The organism is Brevibacillus brevis (assembly GCF_031583145.1).
In the GTDB taxonomy this organism is placed as follows: domain Bacteria; phylum Bacillota; class Bacilli; order Brevibacillales; family Brevibacillaceae; genus Brevibacillus; species Brevibacillus brevis_E.
Window position 1 is genome coordinate 3889268 of sequence record NZ_CP134050.1, and the last position, 19214, is coordinate 3908481.

20 protein-coding genes and 1 riboswitch are annotated in these 19214 nt (G+C 52.9%); of the genes, 10 read left to right on the plus strand and 10 right to left on the minus strand.

Annotated features, from left to right (window positions below; translation table 11 throughout):
• Positions 1-50: 50 nt before the first annotated feature.
• Positions 51-173: riboswitch (SAM riboswitch) on the minus strand.
• An 86-nt stretch (positions 174-259) separates the two neighbouring features.
• Entirely contained in the window at positions 260-715 is a 456-nt protein-coding gene (locus RGB73_RS19285) for a pyridoxamine 5'-phosphate oxidase family protein (protein WP_310764378.1), read from the minus strand.
• A 144-nt stretch (positions 716-859) separates the two neighbouring features.
• Between RGB73_RS19285 and RGB73_RS19290 the strand changes: the two genes are divergently transcribed.
• The gene (locus tag RGB73_RS19290) at positions 860-1186 is read left to right on the plus strand and encodes a DUF5665 domain-containing protein (protein ID WP_310764379.1); all 327 of its coding nucleotides are present in this window, start codon (positions 860-862) and stop codon (positions 1184-1186) included.
• A 5-nt stretch (positions 1187-1191) separates the two neighbouring features.
• Here RGB73_RS19290 and RGB73_RS19295 read toward each other — a convergent pair whose 3' ends face one another.
• Positions 1192-2538 carry a hypothetical protein gene (locus RGB73_RS19295; protein WP_310764380.1) on the minus strand — a complete coding sequence of 449 codons (1347 nt, stop codon included), beginning with the start codon at positions 2536-2538 and terminating at the stop codon, positions 1192-1194.
• 223 nt (positions 2539-2761) lie between these two features.
• On the opposite strand from RGB73_RS19295, the gene RGB73_RS19300 reads away from it, so the two are divergent.
• Both RGB73_RS19300 and RGB73_RS19305 read left to right on the plus strand, forming a co-directional pair.
• A complete protein-coding gene (locus RGB73_RS19300; RefSeq protein WP_024985204.1) occupies positions 2762-3088 on the plus strand; it encodes a helix-turn-helix domain-containing protein in 327 nt (108 codons plus the stop codon).
• The gene (locus tag RGB73_RS19305; RefSeq protein WP_310763497.1) at positions 3028-3912 is read left to right on the plus strand and encodes an IS3 family transposase; all 885 of its coding nucleotides are present in this window, start codon (positions 3028-3030) and stop codon (positions 3910-3912) included. Before RGB73_RS19300 ends, RGB73_RS19305 begins: the two co-directional genes overlap by 61 nt.
• A 77-nt stretch (positions 3913-3989) precedes the next feature.
• On the opposite strand, the gene RGB73_RS19310 is transcribed toward RGB73_RS19305, so the two are convergent.
• Both RGB73_RS19310 and RGB73_RS19315 read right to left on the minus strand, forming a co-directional pair.
• Positions 3990-4262, minus strand: coding sequence for a hypothetical protein (locus RGB73_RS19310; RefSeq protein ID WP_310764381.1), 273 nt, complete (start codon positions 4260-4262; stop codon positions 3990-3992).
• A 10-nt stretch (positions 4263-4272) separates the two neighbouring features.
• Positions 4273-4599 (minus strand): YlaH-like family protein, encoded by a 327-nt coding sequence (locus tag RGB73_RS19315; protein ID WP_310764382.1) that lies wholly within the window; start codon positions 4597-4599, stop codon positions 4273-4275.
• A 274-nt stretch (positions 4600-4873) separates the two neighbouring features.
• Here RGB73_RS19315 and RGB73_RS19320 point away from each other — a divergent pair, with 274 nt between their 5' ends.
• The 3 genes from RGB73_RS19320 to RGB73_RS19330 all read left to right on the plus strand — a co-directional run bounded on the left by RGB73_RS19320 (position 4874) and on the right by RGB73_RS19330 (position 7627).
• Positions 4874-5353, plus strand: a complete 480-nt coding sequence (locus tag RGB73_RS19320; protein WP_310764383.1) for a glutathione peroxidase — start codon at positions 4874-4876, stop codon at positions 5351-5353.
• Positions 5354-5521: 168 nt separating this feature from the next.
• Positions 5522-6625, plus strand: coding sequence for a hypothetical protein (locus tag RGB73_RS19325; RefSeq protein ID WP_310764384.1), 1104 nt, complete (start codon positions 5522-5524; stop codon positions 6623-6625).
• A 318-nt stretch (positions 6626-6943) separates the two neighbouring features.
• Positions 6944-7627, plus strand: a complete 684-nt coding sequence (locus tag RGB73_RS19330; RefSeq protein ID WP_310764385.1) for a CsxC family protein — start codon at positions 6944-6946, stop codon at positions 7625-7627.
• A gap of 133 nt (positions 7628-7760) precedes the next feature.
• Here the strand turns inward: RGB73_RS19330 and typA are convergent, their stop codons facing one another.
• A complete protein-coding gene (gene typA, locus RGB73_RS19335; RefSeq protein ID WP_310764386.1) occupies positions 7761-9602 on the minus strand; it encodes a translational GTPase TypA in 1842 nt (613 codons plus the stop codon).
• Between the two features lie 138 nt (positions 9603-9740).
• On the opposite strand from typA, the gene RGB73_RS19340 reads away from it, so the two are divergent.
• Positions 9741-10397 (plus strand): YhcN/YlaJ family sporulation lipoprotein, encoded by a 657-nt coding sequence (locus tag RGB73_RS19340; RefSeq protein ID WP_310764387.1) that lies wholly within the window; start codon positions 9741-9743, stop codon positions 10395-10397.
• 57 nt (positions 10398-10454) lie between these two features.
• Here RGB73_RS19340 and speD read toward each other — a convergent pair whose 3' ends face one another.
• From speD to RGB73_RS19360, 4 genes are all read right to left on the minus strand, one after another.
• Positions 10455-10859, minus strand: a complete 405-nt coding sequence (gene speD / locus RGB73_RS19345; RefSeq protein WP_310764388.1) for an adenosylmethionine decarboxylase — start codon at positions 10857-10859, stop codon at positions 10455-10457.
• A gap of 280 nt (positions 10860-11139) precedes the next feature.
• On the minus strand, positions 11140-11736 hold the full coding sequence (locus RGB73_RS19350) for a hypothetical protein (protein ID WP_310764389.1): 597 nt from the start codon (positions 11734-11736) through the stop codon (positions 11140-11142).
• A 346-nt stretch (positions 11737-12082) separates the two neighbouring features.
• Positions 12083-12589, minus strand: coding sequence for a DUF4446 family protein (locus RGB73_RS19355; protein ID WP_310764390.1), 507 nt, complete (start codon positions 12587-12589; stop codon positions 12083-12085).
• A gap of 280 nt (positions 12590-12869) precedes the next feature.
• On the minus strand, positions 12870-13469 hold the full coding sequence (locus RGB73_RS19360) for a hypothetical protein (RefSeq protein WP_310764391.1): 600 nt from the start codon (positions 13467-13469) through the stop codon (positions 12870-12872).
• A 224-nt stretch (positions 13470-13693) separates the two neighbouring features.
• On the opposite strand from RGB73_RS19360, the gene RGB73_RS19365 reads away from it, so the two are divergent.
• A complete protein-coding gene (locus RGB73_RS19365; RefSeq protein ID WP_310764392.1) occupies positions 13694-14329 on the plus strand; it encodes a YktB family protein in 636 nt (211 codons plus the stop codon).
• 117 nt (positions 14330-14446) lie between these two features.
• Here RGB73_RS19365 and RGB73_RS19370 read toward each other — a convergent pair whose 3' ends face one another.
• Entirely contained in the window at positions 14447-15418 is a 972-nt protein-coding gene (locus RGB73_RS19370) for an NAD(P)H-dependent flavin oxidoreductase (RefSeq protein WP_310764393.1), read from the minus strand.
• A 165-nt stretch (positions 15419-15583) separates the two neighbouring features.
• On the opposite strand from RGB73_RS19370, the gene RGB73_RS19375 reads away from it, so the two are divergent.
• Together RGB73_RS19375 and RGB73_RS19380 are read left to right on the plus strand one after the other, a co-directional pair.
• Complete coding sequence (locus RGB73_RS19375) at positions 15584-17056, plus strand: aminotransferase class I/II-fold pyridoxal phosphate-dependent enzyme (RefSeq protein WP_310764394.1); 1473 nt, start codon at positions 15584-15586, stop codon at positions 17054-17056.
• 162 nt (positions 17057-17218) lie between these two features.
• Positions 17219-19186 carry a dihydroorotate dehydrogenase gene (locus RGB73_RS19380; RefSeq protein ID WP_310764395.1) on the plus strand — a complete coding sequence of 656 codons (1968 nt, stop codon included), beginning with the start codon at positions 17219-17221 and terminating at the stop codon, positions 19184-19186.
• Positions 19187-19214: the final 28 nt, after the last annotated feature.

The window sequence follows — 19214 nt, forward strand, 5'->3', positions numbered from 1 at the left end:
CCCCTTTCCTCTGAAAGAAGGCCTTTGTTTACGTCGCCGTAAGCAAGTCCTTCTCATCTTTCAGAGTTTGATAACTCTGCAGGAATTAGCACCATTATCTCCCTGTACCTTTCGTACAGGTGATCGGTTGCCGGGCATCATCGGGCCAGTCCCTCCGCCTCTCTGGATAAGAAGATTGCTATTCATTTGATTGACATTAATACTACCGGATGGATCGGATTTTTGTCAATAGGATATTTTCACACTGCCCTGGCATTCCTTACGCGTTTTTCAACGCTTCCATGACTTGGGCGTCCAACTTCGCCGCCGCGTTTTTGTCGTACGTTTTTTCATACTGCGGCTCAACGGAAATGCGGGAGCCGTAAAACATGATGTCTCGTACCGCGTCGATCGCGATTTCTACCATGGCCAGCTTGAGAGGGACTCCCTCCAACCGTTCGGTTTTTACTTCCGCACGACCGTTGATGGCGAAAGAGGATCCAGCGCCGATCAAATGCAGAACGACCTGTGGCTCTTTTGCGATATTCGCCAGAATGCGTGAGCGGTTATCCACCGCAAATCGAATGGACTGGACGGTATTCGCCAGTGTCCATGACAATGAACTGAGTGAAGGGGCCCCCGTCTCGTGATCAATCGTACCCAGCGTAACGAAACGCTCCTTTTGCAAGAGCCCAAACAATTCTTCCGACAGTGATCGGGAAACGGTTTCAGCCATTACGATGCCTCCTTGTTACGGATGTACGTCTATTGTACCCGCCTGCCAAATGATAGGCAAACGTTTCCTGCCCGCCTTGCTTCTCCCATTCTTTTTCCCTAAACTGGAGGGAGGAATTCGCGACCGGAAAAAGGAGGTTCGCCAATGTCGCCTACAGACCGTGTACTGGCAAAAATAGATGAGCTCTTGCAGGAGCTGCAGGAAGTGCGCAAACTCAATGAGCGCATGGACAAAATCGCCCTGTTTCTCGAAGACATCCGCTTGGCGGATGTCATCCAAAACTATACAGCCCCGCGCAAGCTGCTTTGGATCAATTTCCTTGCAGGGCTTGCCCGGGGTCTGGGGCTGACGATCGGAACCGCCATCGTTCTGGCAATTTTAGGCTCCATTTTGAAGGAATTTATCTCGATTCCCATCATCGGAGATTATATTCGCGAACTCATTCAGTACGTACAGTCCTACCGACCGTAAAAAGATTAGTCTCGATCGTCGTCTTCATTATCGTCGTCATCATCGTCATCATCGTCTTGATCATTGGACTGACCGTGCTTTGCCCAATAGCCGTAAGCCTTGCCTTTCGGATGCTTTTCCTCTTTTTCTTTCTTCCCGGTCTCTACGACCGTTTTTTCGACGTGAGTGATGTCGGCCTGTTTTACCAGCTTGCCGGATACGTATAGCTCAAGGTGAACCGAGCCTTCGCTCCAGGATTTGTTTTTCAGAGGCAGGTTGGCCGTATACTCCCCTTTATCGTTCGGTTTCACTTCATGCTTTTTCCCGTCTGGCCCGAAGATGTACAATTTCACATCCGCCTTTTTCTCCCAGCCGACTACATTTCCTTTTACCTTCACGTTTTTGCCTTTGGCATCGAGGACAGCCGTATCTGAAATGCTGTACGTTTTGACTGGCTGCTGCGCCGGAGCGTTCACTACTTCCACCTCGGCGGATTCGGAGTCGCGCTTTTGACCATCGGTGTACACTTCGATAAGGACTTTGCCGGACGTGGCTTTGACGTTCTTCAGGGTAATGCTGAAGCTGCCTACGCCGTCCCACAGCTTCTTCACTTTGGCATCGCTTTTGACGCCATCGTAGGAGACGGTCACTTTGTCCGCATCCAGCTTGACGATGCCCTTGACTTGCAGCTCTCCTTTTTTCGCGTCGAGCACAGCCATTTGGTGGATGATCAGGTCAGCAGCTTCCTCCGCTTGCGGCACGATCTTGACTTTCTCGCTATCCACCAGAGTGCTGCCTGCGAATGCCTGCACCTCGGCGTACTGCTCCACAGCAGGATTCGCAGCTGCAAATGTCACGGTAAAGGAATGCTCGCTCGTCGGAACGACTTCGATGTCATCTCCGTTCGGCTTCTTCACGACGACTTTGGTCACGTCCTTGGCCACAATCCCTTTGACGTACACTTTTCCGTTTTGGGTCTGGGCGCTGACGCTGACGATTTCGTCCTGGCTTTGGTCTTTTGCATAACGGACCTCCAGCCAAATATCGCTGTAATAGTCGTTGTAAACCCGTTCCCACTCTTCTTTGTTTTCTTCCATGTATGTCTGCAGTTTGGTATTCAGCTTCAATTCATCCACGATGATGTACAGGTGCTCGGCTTGCGTCTTGAGCAGCATGTTCAGCGTCTGCGGATCGTTTTTCGCCAATTCTTTCAGGTTGTAGCGGGTGACTTCTTTGCCTTCCTCGTTCATGACTACTTTGGTCGCGCTCGGCGATCCGAACGAACTGGCGTTTGCCAGGATCGGCGTGATGCCCCCGATGATTCCGGCTGCCGCTACTACCGCCAAAACTGGCTTTTTCATGATTTTCTTCAAGTTGTGTTCCCCCTCTGCGATTGCCAATGATCCCCTGCTTGTCAGGAGCACAGTTACAGACGTACTTCCTGTCTGTGAGGTTGCAGAGCGGGCAAAACCGCATCTTTCGGCCCAGAAAAAAAAGCCCCTTTCGAACCACTTTCCGGATTGAAGTGCACCCCTTAGAATGGACATTGGATTAAACCCCTGGTAAATCCGATGAAATTTAAGGGGTGCATTTTTTATGGTGAAAAAGGGGCAAACGTTTAGAAGTTATTCTCACGAATTAAAGGTGGAAGCCATACGACTGCATATCGAAGAAGGATGGACATACCGTCGAATCATGGAGCATCTGGGGATTCCGGACCGCCACCGGCTTAAAGTATGGATGAAAAAATATAAACAGTTAGGCGAATTTGGGTTGATGGATCAACGAGGTAGACGTGAAGAATATGTTGACCAAGATCGATATGTTAAAAAGCTAAAACGAGAGAACTCGATGCTAAAAAAGTGTTTGAAAATCTGGATGCGGGAGGTGCAGCCCATAAGTATGAGGCGATCAAGCAAGTAGCTGGTGAGTATACGACTAGTGAACTTTGCAACCTGTTTGGAGTCTCAAGAAGTGGATACTATGCATACTTGAAACGGCAACAAGCGGACCGGGACAAGCCCGTGAAAGACCTCATCAAAGTAGTTTATAAGAAGTATGATGGTAAATATGGGTATCGACAAACCCAGCTGTTTCTCTTACGAGATCACGGGGTATGGGTCAACCATAAGAAGGTACTACGTCTGATGCAAGAAATGAAGCTCCGTTCTCGAATACGCCGCAAATATCGAGGTCACTATGCTTCAACCGAAGGTGGACGAGTCGCTGAGAATGTGATGCAGCGGAATTTCAAAGCGGATGCACCTAATCGAAAATGGGTAACCGATGTCACACAGTATCGTGTCGCGGATACGTGGCTCTACCTGTCTGCTATTAAGGATTTGTTTAATAATGAGATTGTGGCTTACCACATTGGAGTTCGCAACGACAATCAGTTGGTCCTACGGACCTTTGAGAAAGCCTTTAAAAAGACGAAAGACGTGACTGGACTGATCGTTCACAGCGATCAGGGATTCCAGTACACGTCCTACGCTTACCACGACATGTTGCCGAAGGTTGGCGCCCAAATCAGCATGTCTCGGAGAGGCAACTGTTATGATAATGCCTCGATGGAGAGCTTCTTCTCGCATCTCAAAACGGAAGGGCTCTACCCTTATGATATCCGAAGTGTGGATGAGGCACAAAGGCGAATTGAGGAATATATTCAATTCTACAACCAAAGTCGACCACAACGAAAATTAAAAAGGCTGACGCCTGTTGAATTCAGACGTCAGCTGTCGGTCTAACGGTCGGGTTTTTTCTTACTGTCCACTAAATGGGGTCTTGACCAGATTCCGGTGGCACAAAAGGAGCTATTTCTCTGTTAACAATTGTACTTGGGCTCACTCTCGATGGCATGCAGAAGAGATTCTACGGCTTCCGCCGGATAACGGCCTTCCCACGAAGCTTCTTCTACCCGGCCTTCCACCACATACCAAGGACCTTCCAAGCGGTAGGTGAGTCCGGTCACTTGGTGGTCTTCCCGAAGCAGCTCGGTAAAGAAGGCGGCTGTGTCCCATGCGGAACGGTCGTCCGGCCGCGCATCCGCCACCACCTGAATCTGCAGCCAGTTGAAGAGGGCGTCTTCTCGTTTCATGCAGGAACCCTCACTTTCTTTGGTTTTGCTCCGGCTTCACTCTCAGCTTGACGATGACCAAAATCAGAATGGCCACCAGCATTGCGCTCTTGACAGGGAGCTGCACATCCAGGATGGCGAATATCAATGCCCCGGCAAACAAAAGAACGTACAATAAGATCGTTTTGAGGATGGGCATGCGGATCCGCGTCGCGAAGCCGAGATAGTACACGATGATCAGTTGAACGAATAAGATCCAGGCCCGATTGAGATCGGCCCACATCCGGAAGCTGTCAAAAGCGGACAGTTGGTCCGGATTGGCGGGAGTATAGGTAGAAGCGAGTTGAATCCAATCCATTATGTAAGATTCCTCCTGTTTCGCACGGCTTCCCGTGCTAGCCGTGGAGCTCTCCCCGGCGCATTCTTTTTTATTTTTCCACAGTTTCTGCGAATGGACGGGTTGTCCACCCTTCTTCCATTCCCTATCCATTTTACTTTATCAGGTGGCGTAATCCCTGTCAAAAATGGAAATGCGATCTTCTCGGAGCGTCGCAGAGCGCCAATTGCTGGCATGGATCGCAATGGACGTGCTATGATAAAGCCAAAGAATGCCAAAAAGGTGGGAATCTCCAATGAGCATTTACGATATCGCTGTGAAAACGATCTCGGGCACGGAACAGACGTTGGCCGAGTACAAAGGGCATGTGCTCCTGATCGTCAATACTGCCAGCAAATGCGGACTCACACCGCAGTACAAAGGATTGCAGGAGCTGTACGAACGTTACCGGGAAAAAGGACTGGTCGTCCTGGGCTTCCCGTGCAACCAGTTCGCAGGTCAGGAGCCGGGTAGCGAGGAACAGATTGCCGAGTTCTGCGACCGGAATTATGGCGTTACCTTCCCGCTGTTCGCCAAAATCGATGTCAACGGTCCCGCTACCCATCCGCTTTACCAGTACTTGAAGGGACATGCGCCTACCGGAAATGGCGAAGATATCGAATGGAATTTCGCCAAATTTTTGGTGGACAAAAACGGCCAGGTCTACAAGCGGATCGATCCGCGAACACAGCCGGAAGAGTTGGCCGCTGACATCGAAGCCTTGCTGAATACCTGATCTCCTGATGCCACCCCGCAATTGCTGACGGGGTGGTTTTTTTATCCACGCGGAATCCCAAATCCGCGTCATTTGTTGATGTGGTACGGCAGGCGACTATACAGGGACAGCGGCTTTTGCGTATGGATAATAGGATATCTGTCGACGAAAAGCAGGGAGGTGTTGACCGTGACAGCCAAACGACCGGAACTAAACAGACGAAGCAGCTCCCCCTCGTCCCGAAAAACAGGAGGGGCGACCCGACCACATGGCCATATCCGCCCTCTTTTGGATAACGCGGTAACCGCTGCGAAAGTAGACAGACCCGGAGGGAAGCCAGGCAAATCCATGCGTTCCCCTACAGGGAATCCCAGCATCGGCAATGGCAAAAAAACGCCCATCCAGAGCTTGAAAAGAGTAACAGGAGTCCCCTTCAATCGAAATGGCCGCAAGCGCCAAACAGCAATGAGACCACTTTCCACAAAGCCTGCTGCCCCCAAACAGACAGATCATGCCCATGTAGCGGGCGGGGAAACCGAAGAGTCGTTCGTTTTGTCTGCGGCCGCGGCTGGCGAATCGCGCCACGAGGGAGAGCGTCAAGATCCGACTCCCCCTCTCTTCGACCACAGTCCTCTCATGAACGCAGAAGAATTTCCTCCCCCTGTTCAGAAGCATACTTCCGCTTCACCGGAGTATCTCCTGCCAACTTCCGAAGCCCCTGCCGCCTATACCAAAAACGACGCGATGATATACCCGCATATCGCTTATGCTTCTAGCCCCAATCGACTGCTGGTGCGAGTGACGGTTGTAGAGGAGGTGTGGGAGGTTCAATGGGAGCAGCGGGTTCGAATCAAATGGAGTCGCCCTTGGGCCAGGGTGGACATCGAAGTGCGGATGTCTGCCACCGAACTTCGCTATGATCAATCAGGATCAACGCTCTGGATAGAAGGCGAGATGATCGTAACGGGGACGGGAACCGCCCTAGGCGATGCTGTCGTGCGACATGAGACGGTGCTGCTGCCTTTCTCTGCGACCGTGCTTCGTCCAGCAGCTACCGCTTCCCCTCAAAAAAACGTCCCTCCCCTCTCGCTTCCCCCCTATCCAGAAGAAAGATGGGCAGAAGCGGGAGACTGGAAAATGACCTGGCTGTCCAACCCGCTCGCTGCCTGCTCCTCCAACCGGGAGCAAGAAGGGCTCATCCTTATATGCGGACGTGTGTGGTGGTTTCGCAAACAATTCCTTCCCCTGTCGGGACCCGAGTCCGGGGCACCTCTCTGGACAGCTCGATCCTAATTCGATCATGCTCTGCTCATCGCCTGATCTCTTGCCCTTTCTCTTCGTGAAAAAGGGCTGTTTACGCTTGTCAATCGCCGCTTCCGCTGAATCGGGCAAGCCATATCCTATCATGTCAGGATGTAAAGGGAAACAGGAGGAGAATGTATGGGAAACAAAGACCATAGGGAAAACAAAGAAAAAGAGTAGGACAAAGACAGTCGTAAACATAAACACAGGTCTCACAATGACGATGATGACGACGACGACAACCACAAACATGGTTCTCATCACGAGCACGAGCATCAGCAGAAGCCGCCGCAAGAACCGTCCTGCTTCGTGGAAAATGTCCGCTCGTTCGGAACAGCCAGCAGCGAAGTCCTTTCCCCCAAAACGATCAAAGTGCCGGTGACCTTGGCAGAGCCATCCGTTATTATCTGCGTGGAAGCGGACGTTCATCTGGAGAAGCCTGCTGTGGAAATCAAGCGGACGTGGAAATCGGTGATTTTGGAACAGTGCGAGCTGGTGCCCACGTTCAACCCGAAGATGGCGAAATTGTTCGTCAGTGGCCTCATTCGCAAAACCATCGAGTACGCCACAGTCGATCATTATTCCGCTACTGCTGTCTGCGGCGATATCCGCCATACGACTGCATTGATTCCGTTTGATTTTTGCACCGATCTGACCTTTCCCACAGGGGGACCGTCGCTTCAGCTTGCGCCCGATTTCACGTCGTCCGGACAGCTACTCGATCATTCCGGACATGGCCCGCTGCTGACTGCCGCTCTCCACGGGAATCGGCAAGTCTATAATGAGCGGCCGTATTGCCAACTGCTCTTTTCCGAGTTCACCGAGCTAGATCTGGGCCAAAACGTAAGAAGCGTCAATGGATTTGAACATTCCTTCACGGTCGTGCGTGAGAAAATCGTACTTCGCTTGGGGTTGAAAGTGCTGCAAGACCAGCAACTGCCGATCCCGACGCCTCCTCCGCCGCCGCACAAGCCTCCTCACAGCTGCAAATAGCCGTTGGGCGCGGAAACTTGGCAGGCTGCCATGAGAAAGCCCGGCTACGCCATGCTTGTTGGCGGAGCCGCGGTTGCCCTACAAAAAAAGCCGTCTCACCTCATCGGTGAAACGGCTTGCTTTGTTTCTTTCCTTACGCTTGGGGCTGGGCTTCCCAGCGTTTTTGTTTTTCATAGCGCTCGCGGTCCGATTTGTTCAGATGCTTTTTGCGCAGTCGTACGGACTGAGGAGTGACTTCGCAAAGCTCGTCGTCGTTCAAATACTCCAAAGCCTCTTCCAGGGTCAACGTACGCGGCGTTTTCATTTTGACTGTCTCGTCCTTTGTCGCCGAACGAACGTTGGTCGCATGCTTCTCTTTACATACGTTTACCGTCAAGTCGTTGTCGCGGTTGTGCTCGCCAACGATCATGCCTTCGTACACTTCTGTACCCGGCGTGATGAACATGATGCCGCGGTCTTCGACGGACATCAGGCCGTACGTCGTAGCCGTACCGGTCTCGTGGGAGATGAGCACGCCGGCGTGGCGTCCTCCAACCGCTCCCACTACGAGCGGACGGTAGCTGTCGAAGGAATGGTTCAGGATGCCGTAGCCGCGCGTAATGGTCAAAAACTCGGTGCGGTAGCCGATCAATCCGCGGGAAGGAATGATGAATTCCAGGCGCACTTGCCCAAACCCGTTGTTGACCATGTTGACCATTTCCGCTTTGCGCTGCCCCAACGTTTCCATGACCGCGCCCGTATATTCTTCCGGCACATCAATGACCAACAGCTCGGCCGGCTCCATTTTTTGCCCGTCGATCATACGGACGATCACTTCCGGCTTGGACACCGCCAGCTCGAAGCCTTCCCGGCGCATATTTTCCACCAGAATCGACAAGTGCAGCTCGCCGCGTCCGGAAACGATGAACGCATCGGGCGAATCGGTTTCTTCTACGCGCAGGGACACGTCCGTTTCCAGCTCTGCCATCAACCTGTCGCGCAGCTTGCGGGACGTCACGTGCTTACCTTCGCGGCCTGCAAACGGGCTGTTGTTCACGAGGAACGTCATTTGCAGGGTCGGCTCGTCGATTTTCAGGAATGGCAACGGATCCGGATGATCCACATCGCAGACGGTCTCCCCTACGTTGATGTCATCCAGACCTGCGATCGCGACGATATCTCCCGCTTTCGCCGATTTTTGCTCGACGCGCTGCAAGCCGGAGAAGCCGAACAGCTTCTGGATGCGCATTTTTTTCACGACGCCTTCCCGTGTCGTTACGGATACCATGTCGTTTACGTTCATGGTGCCGCGGTAAATGCGTCCGATCCCGATACGGCCGAGGAAGTCGTTGTAGTCAAGCATGGTCACCTGCATTTGCAGCGGGGCGTTTTCATCGGCATCAGGAGCAGGCATATGCTCGATGATCGCGTCAAACAGCGGGCGCAGATCGCCTTCGAGCTTGTCTGGCTCCAGACCCGCAATCCCTTGCAAACCGGATGCGTACACAATCGGGAAGTCCAGCTGATCCTCTGTTGCGTCCAGATCGATGAAGAGATCGTACACCTCGTTGATCACTTCTTGCGGACGGGCATTTTCACGATCGACCTTGTTGACGACGACGATCGGGGTCACTTTTGCTTCCAATGCTTTCTTGAGGACAAAGCGCGTCTGCGGCATGCATCCCTCAAAGGCGTCGACGATCAACAGCACGCCATCCACCATGCTCATGATCCGCTCCACCTCACCGCCAAAGTCGGCGTGGCCAGGCGTATCCAAAATGTTGATGGTGTATTCGTTGTATTTGACCGATGTGGTTTTTGCCAGAATGGTGATTCCGCGCTCCCGCTCCAGGTCGTTGGAGTCCATCATTCTCTCCTCTACCTGCTGATTGCTGCGGAATGTGCCCGATTGAATGAGCAGTTTGTCAACCAGCGTCGTTTTTCCGTGGTCAACGTGGGCAATAATGGCGATGTTGCGTATATCAAGACGCTTCATGTGAACCTCCTCTGTTATGCGTATCTTCCATATTAACAGTTCGTGAAACGCGGCACAATGGGGAGTTTTTTACGGGAATCCCTTCCTGATTACGTGACGCCAGGAACGTCATACTAACAAAAAGGAGGTGTGTTCCCCATGAAATCAAAATGGCCGATTGCCCTCGCAGGCGTAATGGCGCTGTCATCGCTGGCTGGTTGCGCCAGCTCCAGTGCAGGGCCGCAAAACACTCCACACACGCAAAATGCTGCTGTGCCAAATGCGACGTCCGATATGCGAAACAGTATGGCTCATGACCCCAACGCGTATACGCGGGGAACCTATGCGCATACGCAAGGTACCAATGCCTTTTCGCCAGGGACGCACGCCTATCATTACCGAAACGGATTTACGGCGACAGGTTTCAACCAAAACCTCGCGGAGCGGCTTACGCGCGTAGCCGATGACGTCCCAGGAGTAGATCGGGCGACAGTGGTCGTACACGGTAACGATGCCGTGATTGGCATTCGCATCCGGGACAATCTTGCGCCAGCTCAAAAATCCATCGTGGAACAGCAAGTTCATTCGGCAGCCAGGGCCGTTTCTCCCGCCATGAACATTCGGGTCACGGGCGATCCCGCCATGTTTGCGCGGATCCGCCAGTTAAACTCCTCCATCTATAACGAAGCATCGTATCGGACACGCGACGGCCACCATTCGGGAACCACCATCGCCCAAGATACTGCCAATGCCGTGACAGACTTTGGCATTTTGCTCAAAGACATGGGCCGCACCGTCACAGCCCCGTTTCGATAATCTCTCACGTAAAAGAGGTGCGGAACCACTCCGCACCTCTTGAATACTTCCTCGTTATTACTTGTTAACCAGTTGCGCTGCCTTGATTTCAGGCTCAACTACTTGCAGTTCACCAGTACCGCGAACGAGTTTCTTCGCGTAGGTTTTTTCCGGCTTCAGCACGGATACCAAGTAATCGATAGCGACTTGCGGATCAACCGTCTCACCGCACGTGTAGCAATCCAGAGCAGCGAATCCACGCTCAGGATACGTATGAATGGACAGGTGGCTTTCCGAGAGAAGAACCAGAACGGTAGCACCTTGAGGAGAAAATTGCTTTGCTTGCACGCTCAGTACCGTAGCACCGCAAGCCTCAGCAGCTTCAATCATTTCTTTTTTCAAAAATTCTGCGTCGTTCAACAAGTCAAACTGAACTCCCCATGTGTCAACAGCAACGTGTCTTCCGAAAGTCGAGTATTCCATCTTTCGGTTCCCCCTTCCTAGCAAGTGTAATGTTAAACATCGCTAGGACCTGCGTCATTCACTAACGGGGGCGGTTTCCCTCTTGTTATCCACCCTTTAAAGTGAATCCTGGTTCCTAATCCTGTTTCCAACGAAAACAACAATACCATGCTTCTGCCTACTTTGACAATACCCTTTTCGTAAAAAATATAGGAAATTAGAAAACCGGGCTCTGCCAAGCTTTTGCGCGTTTTCTGGTTCCCGCAAATAAAAAAACGGGCGCCTGGGCACCCATTTACTTTTACACTTCCAGTTCAAACAGACGTTTCGATAAAGCGGCTAATCGGCTATCAATTGCAGAGAGTTTTCCAGGGGCATTGCTTCTTGCCCAATTTCGCAGATCCAGCCATCGGTCCGTCTCTTGATATAGGGACTCAATCTCCCGCTCGCCGCCGTCTTGCTGGAACAAGGACTCCAGTTCGCCGGCCACGTTCGCTGAGTTGTTTTCAAAGATGGACGTTTCCTCGTCGCCGGACATTTCGTGAATGCTCACGACCGATCCCTGATCATAATGGTATACGACCGTGAAGCCATCGTAAATCCGGTGGACAATTCCGTAGCCTCGGAACGTTTTCATCGCTTTTCGCATGGCATTCGCCAATTGTCGATCCTGGATGAGATACGAACTGTCGCACGAATAGCGATTTCCAGACCGCAGAAAACTCAGTTGAATTTCGCCGCTTTTGTCTGTCAGAATCACGTCACGATCACCATTGTCACAAACTTTGACATCGACTGAAATGTGTTCATTGGTGAAGAGCGAGACGAATTGGTTCAGCTCTTCTTCACTCACGGTAAAATAGGCCTTGGCGTAGTTAGTCGCTAAACGCTGTGCCATAATATCTCCTCAATTCTTTTGGTTTGCATGGGCCAATTTCGACCTAACAATCATCCGAATAGAAGGAGTTACGCTAAGTGTCAACGAAGGAACGCTGTAGAACCTGGCCTTGCCCCGCGAATCGAAAATCGATTTGGGTAATGAAGGCGGATCACCTACTTTTTGTATTTACGAAAAAAACCAACCTTGACATCTCCCATTATACAACAGGCGACCTGAAAAGTCTTGAGTGAAAAGGTGATGAATTTTCGCAAAAAAGCTGAATTTGTGCGTTCAGCCGCCGAAAAACGAAAAGAACTCTCTGATTCATCCATATGCTTACCATTTCTGTGAAATGCGAAATGGTTTATGCGCCTACCGGAGGGTTCATGGCCTTCTTGATGGCGGCCTGCTCTTCTTCGGACAAGTGGTACGGGGATTGGCCGGCTTCCAACGGTTTTGCGTACACGCGGGATTCTTCACGCCCGAAGATGCTCGTGATGACGACGCCATTCTGGGCTTCATCTACAATCGCCAGTGAAAAGCTGAGATCAGATCCGACGTCCCCAAACGCGTTGTAGCGGATGATAGCCACATTCCCACACTGGGAAGCTATACGCTGGGATAGACGATTGATCATGAACTGCTGGTCGCTGTGCATCTTTTTGACTTCATCCACCTGATCCAGCAATCGATGCATCCCTTCTTCCAGATTCGCTCCACCTGCTCCGGTCATTAACCTGTTGATTGATTTGCGCATCCGGCTGACTCTGAGCGATTGCATGATGCAGATGAAAAGCAACACGACATTCAATACGAGGACAGCCAGGAGCAGGATTCCCGCATTCGGGAGTTGTGATAGGAATGGTTCCATGAAACGTTTTCTTCCTTTCTGGTGCATAGGGTGCCAAAATCCTTTTCTATTGTAACTCCGCTTCGCCCGTCATTCAAACATAGTCTGCCGAAATTCGCGATTTGTAAGCGCGTTTCTCCCTCGATCTGCCATGGAACAGACAGGAGATGCCATGCAAGCTCTTTTTAGAGCAGGACGAAACCAAAAAAAGCGACACCCTCGTTTTTGCGAGATGCCGCTTTTTTCATTCCCTATGCCTATGTGTCAAACTCATCGTCCTTTGGGGTACCTCCAGTCTACCTTACGCTTCCAAGAGCAGCATTTCCCTGCGGAGCTGTTTCAAGCGTTCCTTGGACTCCTTCATTTGTCCCTTGTCTTCCGCCTTCATGGCGTCGTACAAAGTCGCGAGTTCGTAGTCCAGCTCCAGGCGCAATACGGGAATGCGTTCTTCGGAATCACGTCGTTTCAACGCGGCAATGACCTGATCCATCGTCACATTGCAAGATTTTTCGTAGATCACTTTTTTCTCAGCTCCTTTTATTTCCACTGTTCTGACGGTTTCGCCGTACCGGATGTACGTCATTTGGACACTATCTGCAAGACGCGTCCGGATGATGGCGTGCCCCTTCGCTTCCTCGACAAAGTGGTACAAAACCTGTGCCACCCGCGAGTCGGATATGGGTACGCCCGTGAGCTGCAGCTTGTAAGAGCTGCTGACCCGCTGCAACTTCCAGTCGGCTTTTCCGCCTGTGGTGTTCACGAGGAGGTGAAACTGCTCGGGAGACTCTTTCCACGTGACGCTCACCCCTGTTTCCACCAGGGCCTGCACCATCGCGTGCAACGTTTTGCGATTAAACCAGACAGCCAGATTGAAATACTCCAACTCGATGCCGAGATTCATCAAGGCCCCTCCCATTAACAGAATACTCAGATAAAAACTGCGCTGTAAGGGAGTGAGTGGTATATCATATTATTCAGGCAGCGGTTTTGCTATTCGTATCCCGGCATGTATTTTTTTCCTACGTGGTATGATATCATATGGAGGATTCCAAGCTCCCTTGACAGGGACGTTCGCCCTTTTCTTGTGGTTTGCAGGGTGAAGAGTACGAATGAGGTGTTCGCAAAGTGGATACATTTACTGGATTTCAGCAAGAAGATTTTGATGTTTTCCGCATAGAAGGTCTCGATCAGCGAATGGAAGCGATCAAGACGATCGTCCGGCCCAAGCTGGAGTCGCTCGGCCAGCATTTTGCCCCCGCCATCTCCGTGGCGACCGGCTCCGAAATGTTTTTTCATGTGGCAAAACACGCGAGGCGAACGGTGAACCCTCCGGCTGATACCTGGGTTGCCTGGGCGGCAGACAAGCGCGGCTATAAAAAGCATCCGCACTTTCAAGTCGGCTTGTGGGGCACTCATCTGTTCGTCTGGTATGCCGTTATATACGAAGCACCGGCAAAAGGTGAAATCAGCCGTGCACTGGGTGAGCATCTGGATGACATCCTTGCAATCGTCCCGGATGATTTCCGCTGGTCTCCCGATCATACTGAGCCAGACAGCACTCCACAGGCGCTGCTCGGCAAAGAAGGCGTCAAAAAACTGGTGGACAGGCTCGCCCAAGTAAAAAAGGCAGAGCTGCTGTGCGGCATTACCATCGATCGCAACGATCCCGTGCTGGCTGACAAAGATGCGCTGCTCGGCCGGCTGGACAAGACGTTCGGGGTCCTGACCAAGCTGTACAATCTGGGTCATTCTGGCTCATAAACCGCCTCCCGATATGTTTGTATAGTTATATATGCAAAAGAACAGGTCCGCTTTCTCGTCTAAAGCGTGTGCCTGTTCTTTTGTTTTTTGCGACTGCCCGGGAACACTAGGATGAGATCAGCCCTTTCGTGTCTGGTACCCTTGCAGTTTTGCCAGCGAGCTGCCGAGATCGCCGAACATCCGGTCAAACAAATCCTGGACAGTCGGCACGTCGTGGATCAGGCCAATGACTTGCCCGGCCCAGCCGAAGCCTTGCTGTTCATTCCCGTCATAAATAAAGGTGCGGTTATTTTGGCCGCTGATCAACGGTTTCAACTGCTCGTATCCAGCGCCTTCCTTTTCCATCTCCAGGATGCGATCGGATCCGGGCGTACGGACGACACGGGCCGGAGCCCCCAACGTTCGTTTGATGACGGCAGTATCGTGTTCCGTTCCTTTGAGCAGGGCTTCCTTGTAAGCCGCATGTGCATGGACACATTCTTGTGTGGCGATAAACCGGGTGCCCATCTCCACTCCATCGGCTCCTAGAGCAAGTGCGGCAAGAATCCCCCGGCCGTCGCCGATTCCTCCGCTCGCCAGCACCGGAATCGACACCGAATCCACTACGCGGGGAATCAGGACAAACGTCCCGATATCATCGCGCCCCAGATGGCCTCCGCCTTCCTGACCGACCGCCATGACGGCGTCGGCGCCGATGGATTCAGCCTTTTGGGCCTGCCGCACCGATGCGACGAGCACGAGCTTTTTCACATCGTGGCCATCCAGCCTGCGGATGAGCGGCTCCGGATTGCCTCCCGTGACCGAAATGACTTTGACGCCTTCTTCAACGGCCACATCCACAAATGGCTCGTACGAGTGGTTGTACTGGCCGATGGCGAAGTTTACGCCAAAGGGGCGCTCTGTCATCGTCCGGACCTTGCGGATTTCCTCGCGCAGAGCCTCAGGGGACGGCAGCGACATCGCCGTAATTTGGCCCAATCCGCCCGCATTTGACACCGCTGCCGCCAGATTTGCGTATGCTAAATAGGCCAATCCGCCTTGAATGACCGGATAGTCAATCTGAAGCAATTCGGTTACTCTCGTTTTCATCTCATCACCCCGTTTTCGTAAGACTTCTGGAAAACACAAGGAAACTCCTGCTTTGGGCCAGGAATATGAATAAAAATTCGCTTGCTTTCCCCCCCTTTTTTGCTATACTCAATTTGTTTGTTTTTACCCCTACAGATTCTTGATTCGTAAAGTGAGGCGATCGTAGTGAGACAAATGAAAACTCCTTTGTTCAGCGGGTTGTTGGAGCACGCCAACCGGAACCCGATTCAATTTCACATTCCGGGCCATAAAAAGGGTATGGGCATGCATCCGGCATTTCGCGAGTTTATCGGGGAGAACGCTCTCTCGATTGACCTCATCAACATCGCGCCCCTGGATGATTTGCATCACCCGAAGGCGATGATCAAGGAAGCGCAGGATCTTGCCGCCGAAGCGTTCGGGGCTGACCATACCTTCTTTTCCGTGCAAGGGACGAGCGGTGCCATCATGGCCATGATTATGGCTACGTGCAAGCCTGGCGACAAAATCATCGTCCCGCGGAACGTGCATAAATCCGTCATGTCCGCCATCATTTTCGCAGGCGCTGTTCCTATTTTTATTCACCCTGCGATGGACGAGCGCTTGGGCATTTCTCACGGAATCACCGTGAAAGCCGTGCAAAAAGCGCTGGAAACCCATCCGGATGCAGCCGCCCTGCTCGTCATCAACCCAACTTACTTCGGGATTGCCGGTGATTTGCGGGAAATCGTACGGACCGCGCATAATTATGAGATCCCGGTACTCGTAGACGAAGCACATGGCGTGCACATCCATTTCCATGAAGACTTGCCGATCTCTGCGATGCAGGCAGGTGCGGACATGGCTGCCACTAGCGTGCACAAGCTTGGCGGCTCGTTGACGCAAACCTCGATTTTGAATGTAAGAGAAGGACTCGTCGATGTCGACCGCGTCAAAACCGTGATGAGCATGCTGACGACGACATCCACCTCCTATATTTTCCTGGCATCGCTTGATATGGCGCGCCAGCACCTGGCGTTGAACGGGCACCTTTTGGCAGAGCAAGCGATGCAGCTCGCCGAAAAAGCCCGGAACCTGATTAACGAGATCCCCCGCATCTACTGCGTCGGCAAGGAGATTCTCGGCAAACCGGCCACCTTCGCCATGGATCCGACCAAGCTGCTCATCCACGTCCGCGATCTGGGGATCACCGGCTGGGAAGTGGAGAACTGGCTGCGCAACAAGTACAACATCGAAGTCGAAATGAGCGACTTGTACAACATCTTGTGCTTCGTGACAGCCGGCGATACGGAAGAATCCATCCAGACGCTGGTGAACGCGCTGCGCGACTTGTCCGTCGAGTTCGCCCATGTGCAAGCAGAGGAAAAGCCGACGATCTCGCTGCCGAATATTCCGCTGCTGTCCACTACACCGCGCGACGCGTTTTATGCGGAGACGGAAATTGTTCCGCTGGCAGAAGCGGCAGGGCGAGTCACCACCGAATTCATCATGGTCTACCCGCCTGGGATTCCGATTTTCCTTCCGGGAGAAGTGATTACCGAAGAGAATATCGCCTACATCTTGGAAAACATTCGGGTCGGCTTGCCTGTCCAAGGACCTGAGGATGAAACACTCAAGACGATTAAAGTCGTGAAGCGTCAGACGGCAATCTCCGGTTAAGAAAGGGACCACATTCGGGCTGCTTTTCGGGAGAATCGCCAGGCTTTTGATTGGAAAGCTGTTGCTCATAGCGGGCAACAGCTTTTTTCTTTTCAGCGAGCCGGAAGATGGCTGAACTTTTTGATAAAATGGTCGTGAGTACACGCAGAGGAGTGAACCGTCGTGCCAGACTGGTCCTACCATCCAATCTTTCGTCCCCTCCTCTTTCTTCTCTCCCCGGAGAGGGCGCGCGACCTTACCTTGCGGGCAATCGGTACGTTGGCAAAATGCCCAGGCGGACCCTCGCTCATTGAGCTGATGGGCCATATGAAGCCTCCCCAGGAACTATCAAGAACATGGGCCGGCATCTCGTTTTCCTCTCCGGTAGGAATAGGGGCTGGTCTGGATCCGTACGGCACCGGCCTTCAGGCGCTTAGCCGCTTTGGAGTCGGATATATCGAGTTTGGCCCGATTACCGCAGAGCCCTTTTCCTCCCATCACGAGCTCCTACGTCAGGCAGACAGCCGATCTATCCTTTACCCTGGAGAGAAAAGCTTGGAGAATCCGGGCGTGCATGTTTACCGCGAACGATTGCGATCAGCGCCGACGCTCGGCGTTCCTGTCGGGGCGAGGCTGGCAAGCAAACCCGGCGCAACGATTTCGGAGGCGACAGCGGAAGTGCTTTTCCTTGCAAAGCAACTCGGCGAGAGCTGCTCCTTTTTTTCTGTGGATACACGCTGGTTTCCGGTGGAACTTACTCGCAGCCATACACAATGGCGAGCTTTTGTGCGCGAGCTGCGGAAAGTGACGGATCTGCCGCTCTTCCTCCTTCTGCCCCCTGACAGCAATAAGCCTTACGCCGCAGAGCTATTCCAGCCTGCGTGGGAGGAAGGCTTTGCGGGCGTGCTGGTAGCGGGCGGCATCCAAGTCGAGTCCCTCATTGTTGGCTGCACCGATGCGCGGCTGACCGGTCCATCCGTTTTCGCGTCAAGCCGGGCGTTCGTACAATGGCTCCGGCAGAGCTGGCCGGAATCGATCATCATTGGCTCCGGGGGCATTCACGAGCCAGCTGACGCGCTGCACATGCTTTCGGCGGGCGCCGATCTCATTTCGCTGCATAGCGGTCTCGTCTACTCAGGGCCTGGACTTCCCAAGCGGATCAACGAAGCGATCTGGCAAACTCGGTCACAGCCAGAGGCGAATCCGATCGCGTCGACCGAAACACTGCCTTCTTCCGGCAAGTCCTTCGTCCCGCCATGGGTATGGGGCATGCTCTTGGGAATCGGGATGATCGTAGGCGGCGCGTTGGCCTGGTTCATCGCCGCCACAAGCGTCGTGCTCCCCTACGACGAGAGCTTCCTCGGAATGGGGGCAGCTGAGCTGGTGCTCCTGAACAGCCGACTGCTTCCCTTTATGTCGCACGACCGCATCAGCCTCGCAGGGACGATGATTTCCATCGGTGTCATCTATTGCGGGCTGGCTCGGCATGGCCTTCGGCACGGCCATCACGCAGCCAGGCAAATCCTTCTTGTTTCCGGAGCTGTCGGTTTTTCCAGCTTTTTTCTGTTTATTGGATACGGCTATTTTGATGCCTTGCACGCCATCCTGGCCATCATCCTGTTTCCCGCCTTTCTCCTTGCCTTGCGTGCCCCTGCCGGCATTCATCTCCCCACTCTCCCGGTGCAGCTGTCCAATGACACTCAATGGAGGCGTGCCCTCTGGGGACAACTGTCGTTTGTCGTGATTGGATTCGGGCTGACCGCTGCAGGCGTGATCATTTCACTTATCGGTGTGACCGGTGTGTTCGTTCCCTCTGATCTGTTGTTTCTGTGCGCTTCACCGGAAATGCTGCAAGCCTACAATGAACGGTTGATCCCGCTCATCGCCCACGATCGGGCAGGGTTTGGCGGGGCGCTCGTCTCCGACGGTATGGCCGTCCTTCTGCTTAGCCTTTGGGGGTTCCGAAGGGGAGAGCGTTGGATCTGGCGGACTCTCTGCCTCTCCGGGCTGCCAGGCTTTGCGGCAGGCATCGGCGTTCATTTTTCCGTCGGCTACACGGACTTTCTTCACCTGTTCCCCGCATTCGTGGCCTTTGCGCTTTTTCTGCTTGGGCTGTGGCTGTCGCGGCCGCATTTGCTGGCGCGATCCTAGCCGGGAGCATAGCCATTTACACGAAAAA

Bases quoted from the DNA above. Each gene is read 5' to 3' on its own strand.
- RGB73_RS19285 (WP_310764378.1), bottom strand. From the start codon at position 715: ATGGCTGAAACCGTTTCCCGATCACTGTCGGAAGAATTGTTTGGGCTC.
- RGB73_RS19290 (WP_310764379.1), top strand. From the start codon at position 860: ATGTCGCCTACAGACCGTGTACTGGCAAAAATAGATGAGCTCTTGCAG.
- RGB73_RS19300 (WP_024985204.1), top strand. From the start codon at position 2,762: ATGGTGAAAAAGGGGCAAACGTTTAGAAGTTATTCTCACGAATTAAAG.
- RGB73_RS19310 (WP_310764381.1), bottom strand. From the start codon at position 4,262: ATGAAACGAGAAGACGCCCTCTTCAACTGGCTGCAGATTCAGGTGGTG.
- RGB73_RS19315 (WP_310764382.1), bottom strand. From the start codon at position 4,599: ATGGATTGGATTCAACTCGCTTCTACCTATACTCCCGCCAATCCGGAC.
- RGB73_RS19320 (WP_310764383.1), top strand. From the start codon at position 4,874: ATGAGCATTTACGATATCGCTGTGAAAACGATCTCGGGCACGGAACAG.
- typA (WP_310764386.1), bottom strand. From the start codon at position 9,602: ATGAAGCGTCTTGATATACGCAACATCGCCATTATTGCCCACGTTGAC.
- RGB73_RS19340 (WP_310764387.1), top strand. From the start codon at position 9,741: ATGAAATCAAAATGGCCGATTGCCCTCGCAGGCGTAATGGCGCTGTCA.
- speD (WP_310764388.1), bottom strand. From the start codon at position 10,859: ATGGAATACTCGACTTTCGGAAGACACGTTGCTGTTGACACATGGGGA.
- RGB73_RS19350 (WP_310764389.1), bottom strand. From the start codon at position 11,736: ATGGCACAGCGTTTAGCGACTAACTACGCCAAGGCCTATTTTACCGTG.
- RGB73_RS19355 (WP_310764390.1), bottom strand. From the start codon at position 12,589: ATGGAACCATTCCTATCACAACTCCCGAATGCGGGAATCCTGCTCCTG.
- RGB73_RS19360 (WP_310764391.1), bottom strand. From the start codon at position 13,469: ATGAATCTCGGCATCGAGTTGGAGTATTTCAATCTGGCTGTCTGGTTT.
- RGB73_RS19370 (WP_310764393.1), bottom strand. From the start codon at position 15,418: ATGAAAACGAGAGTAACCGAATTGCTTCAGATTGACTATCCGGTCATT.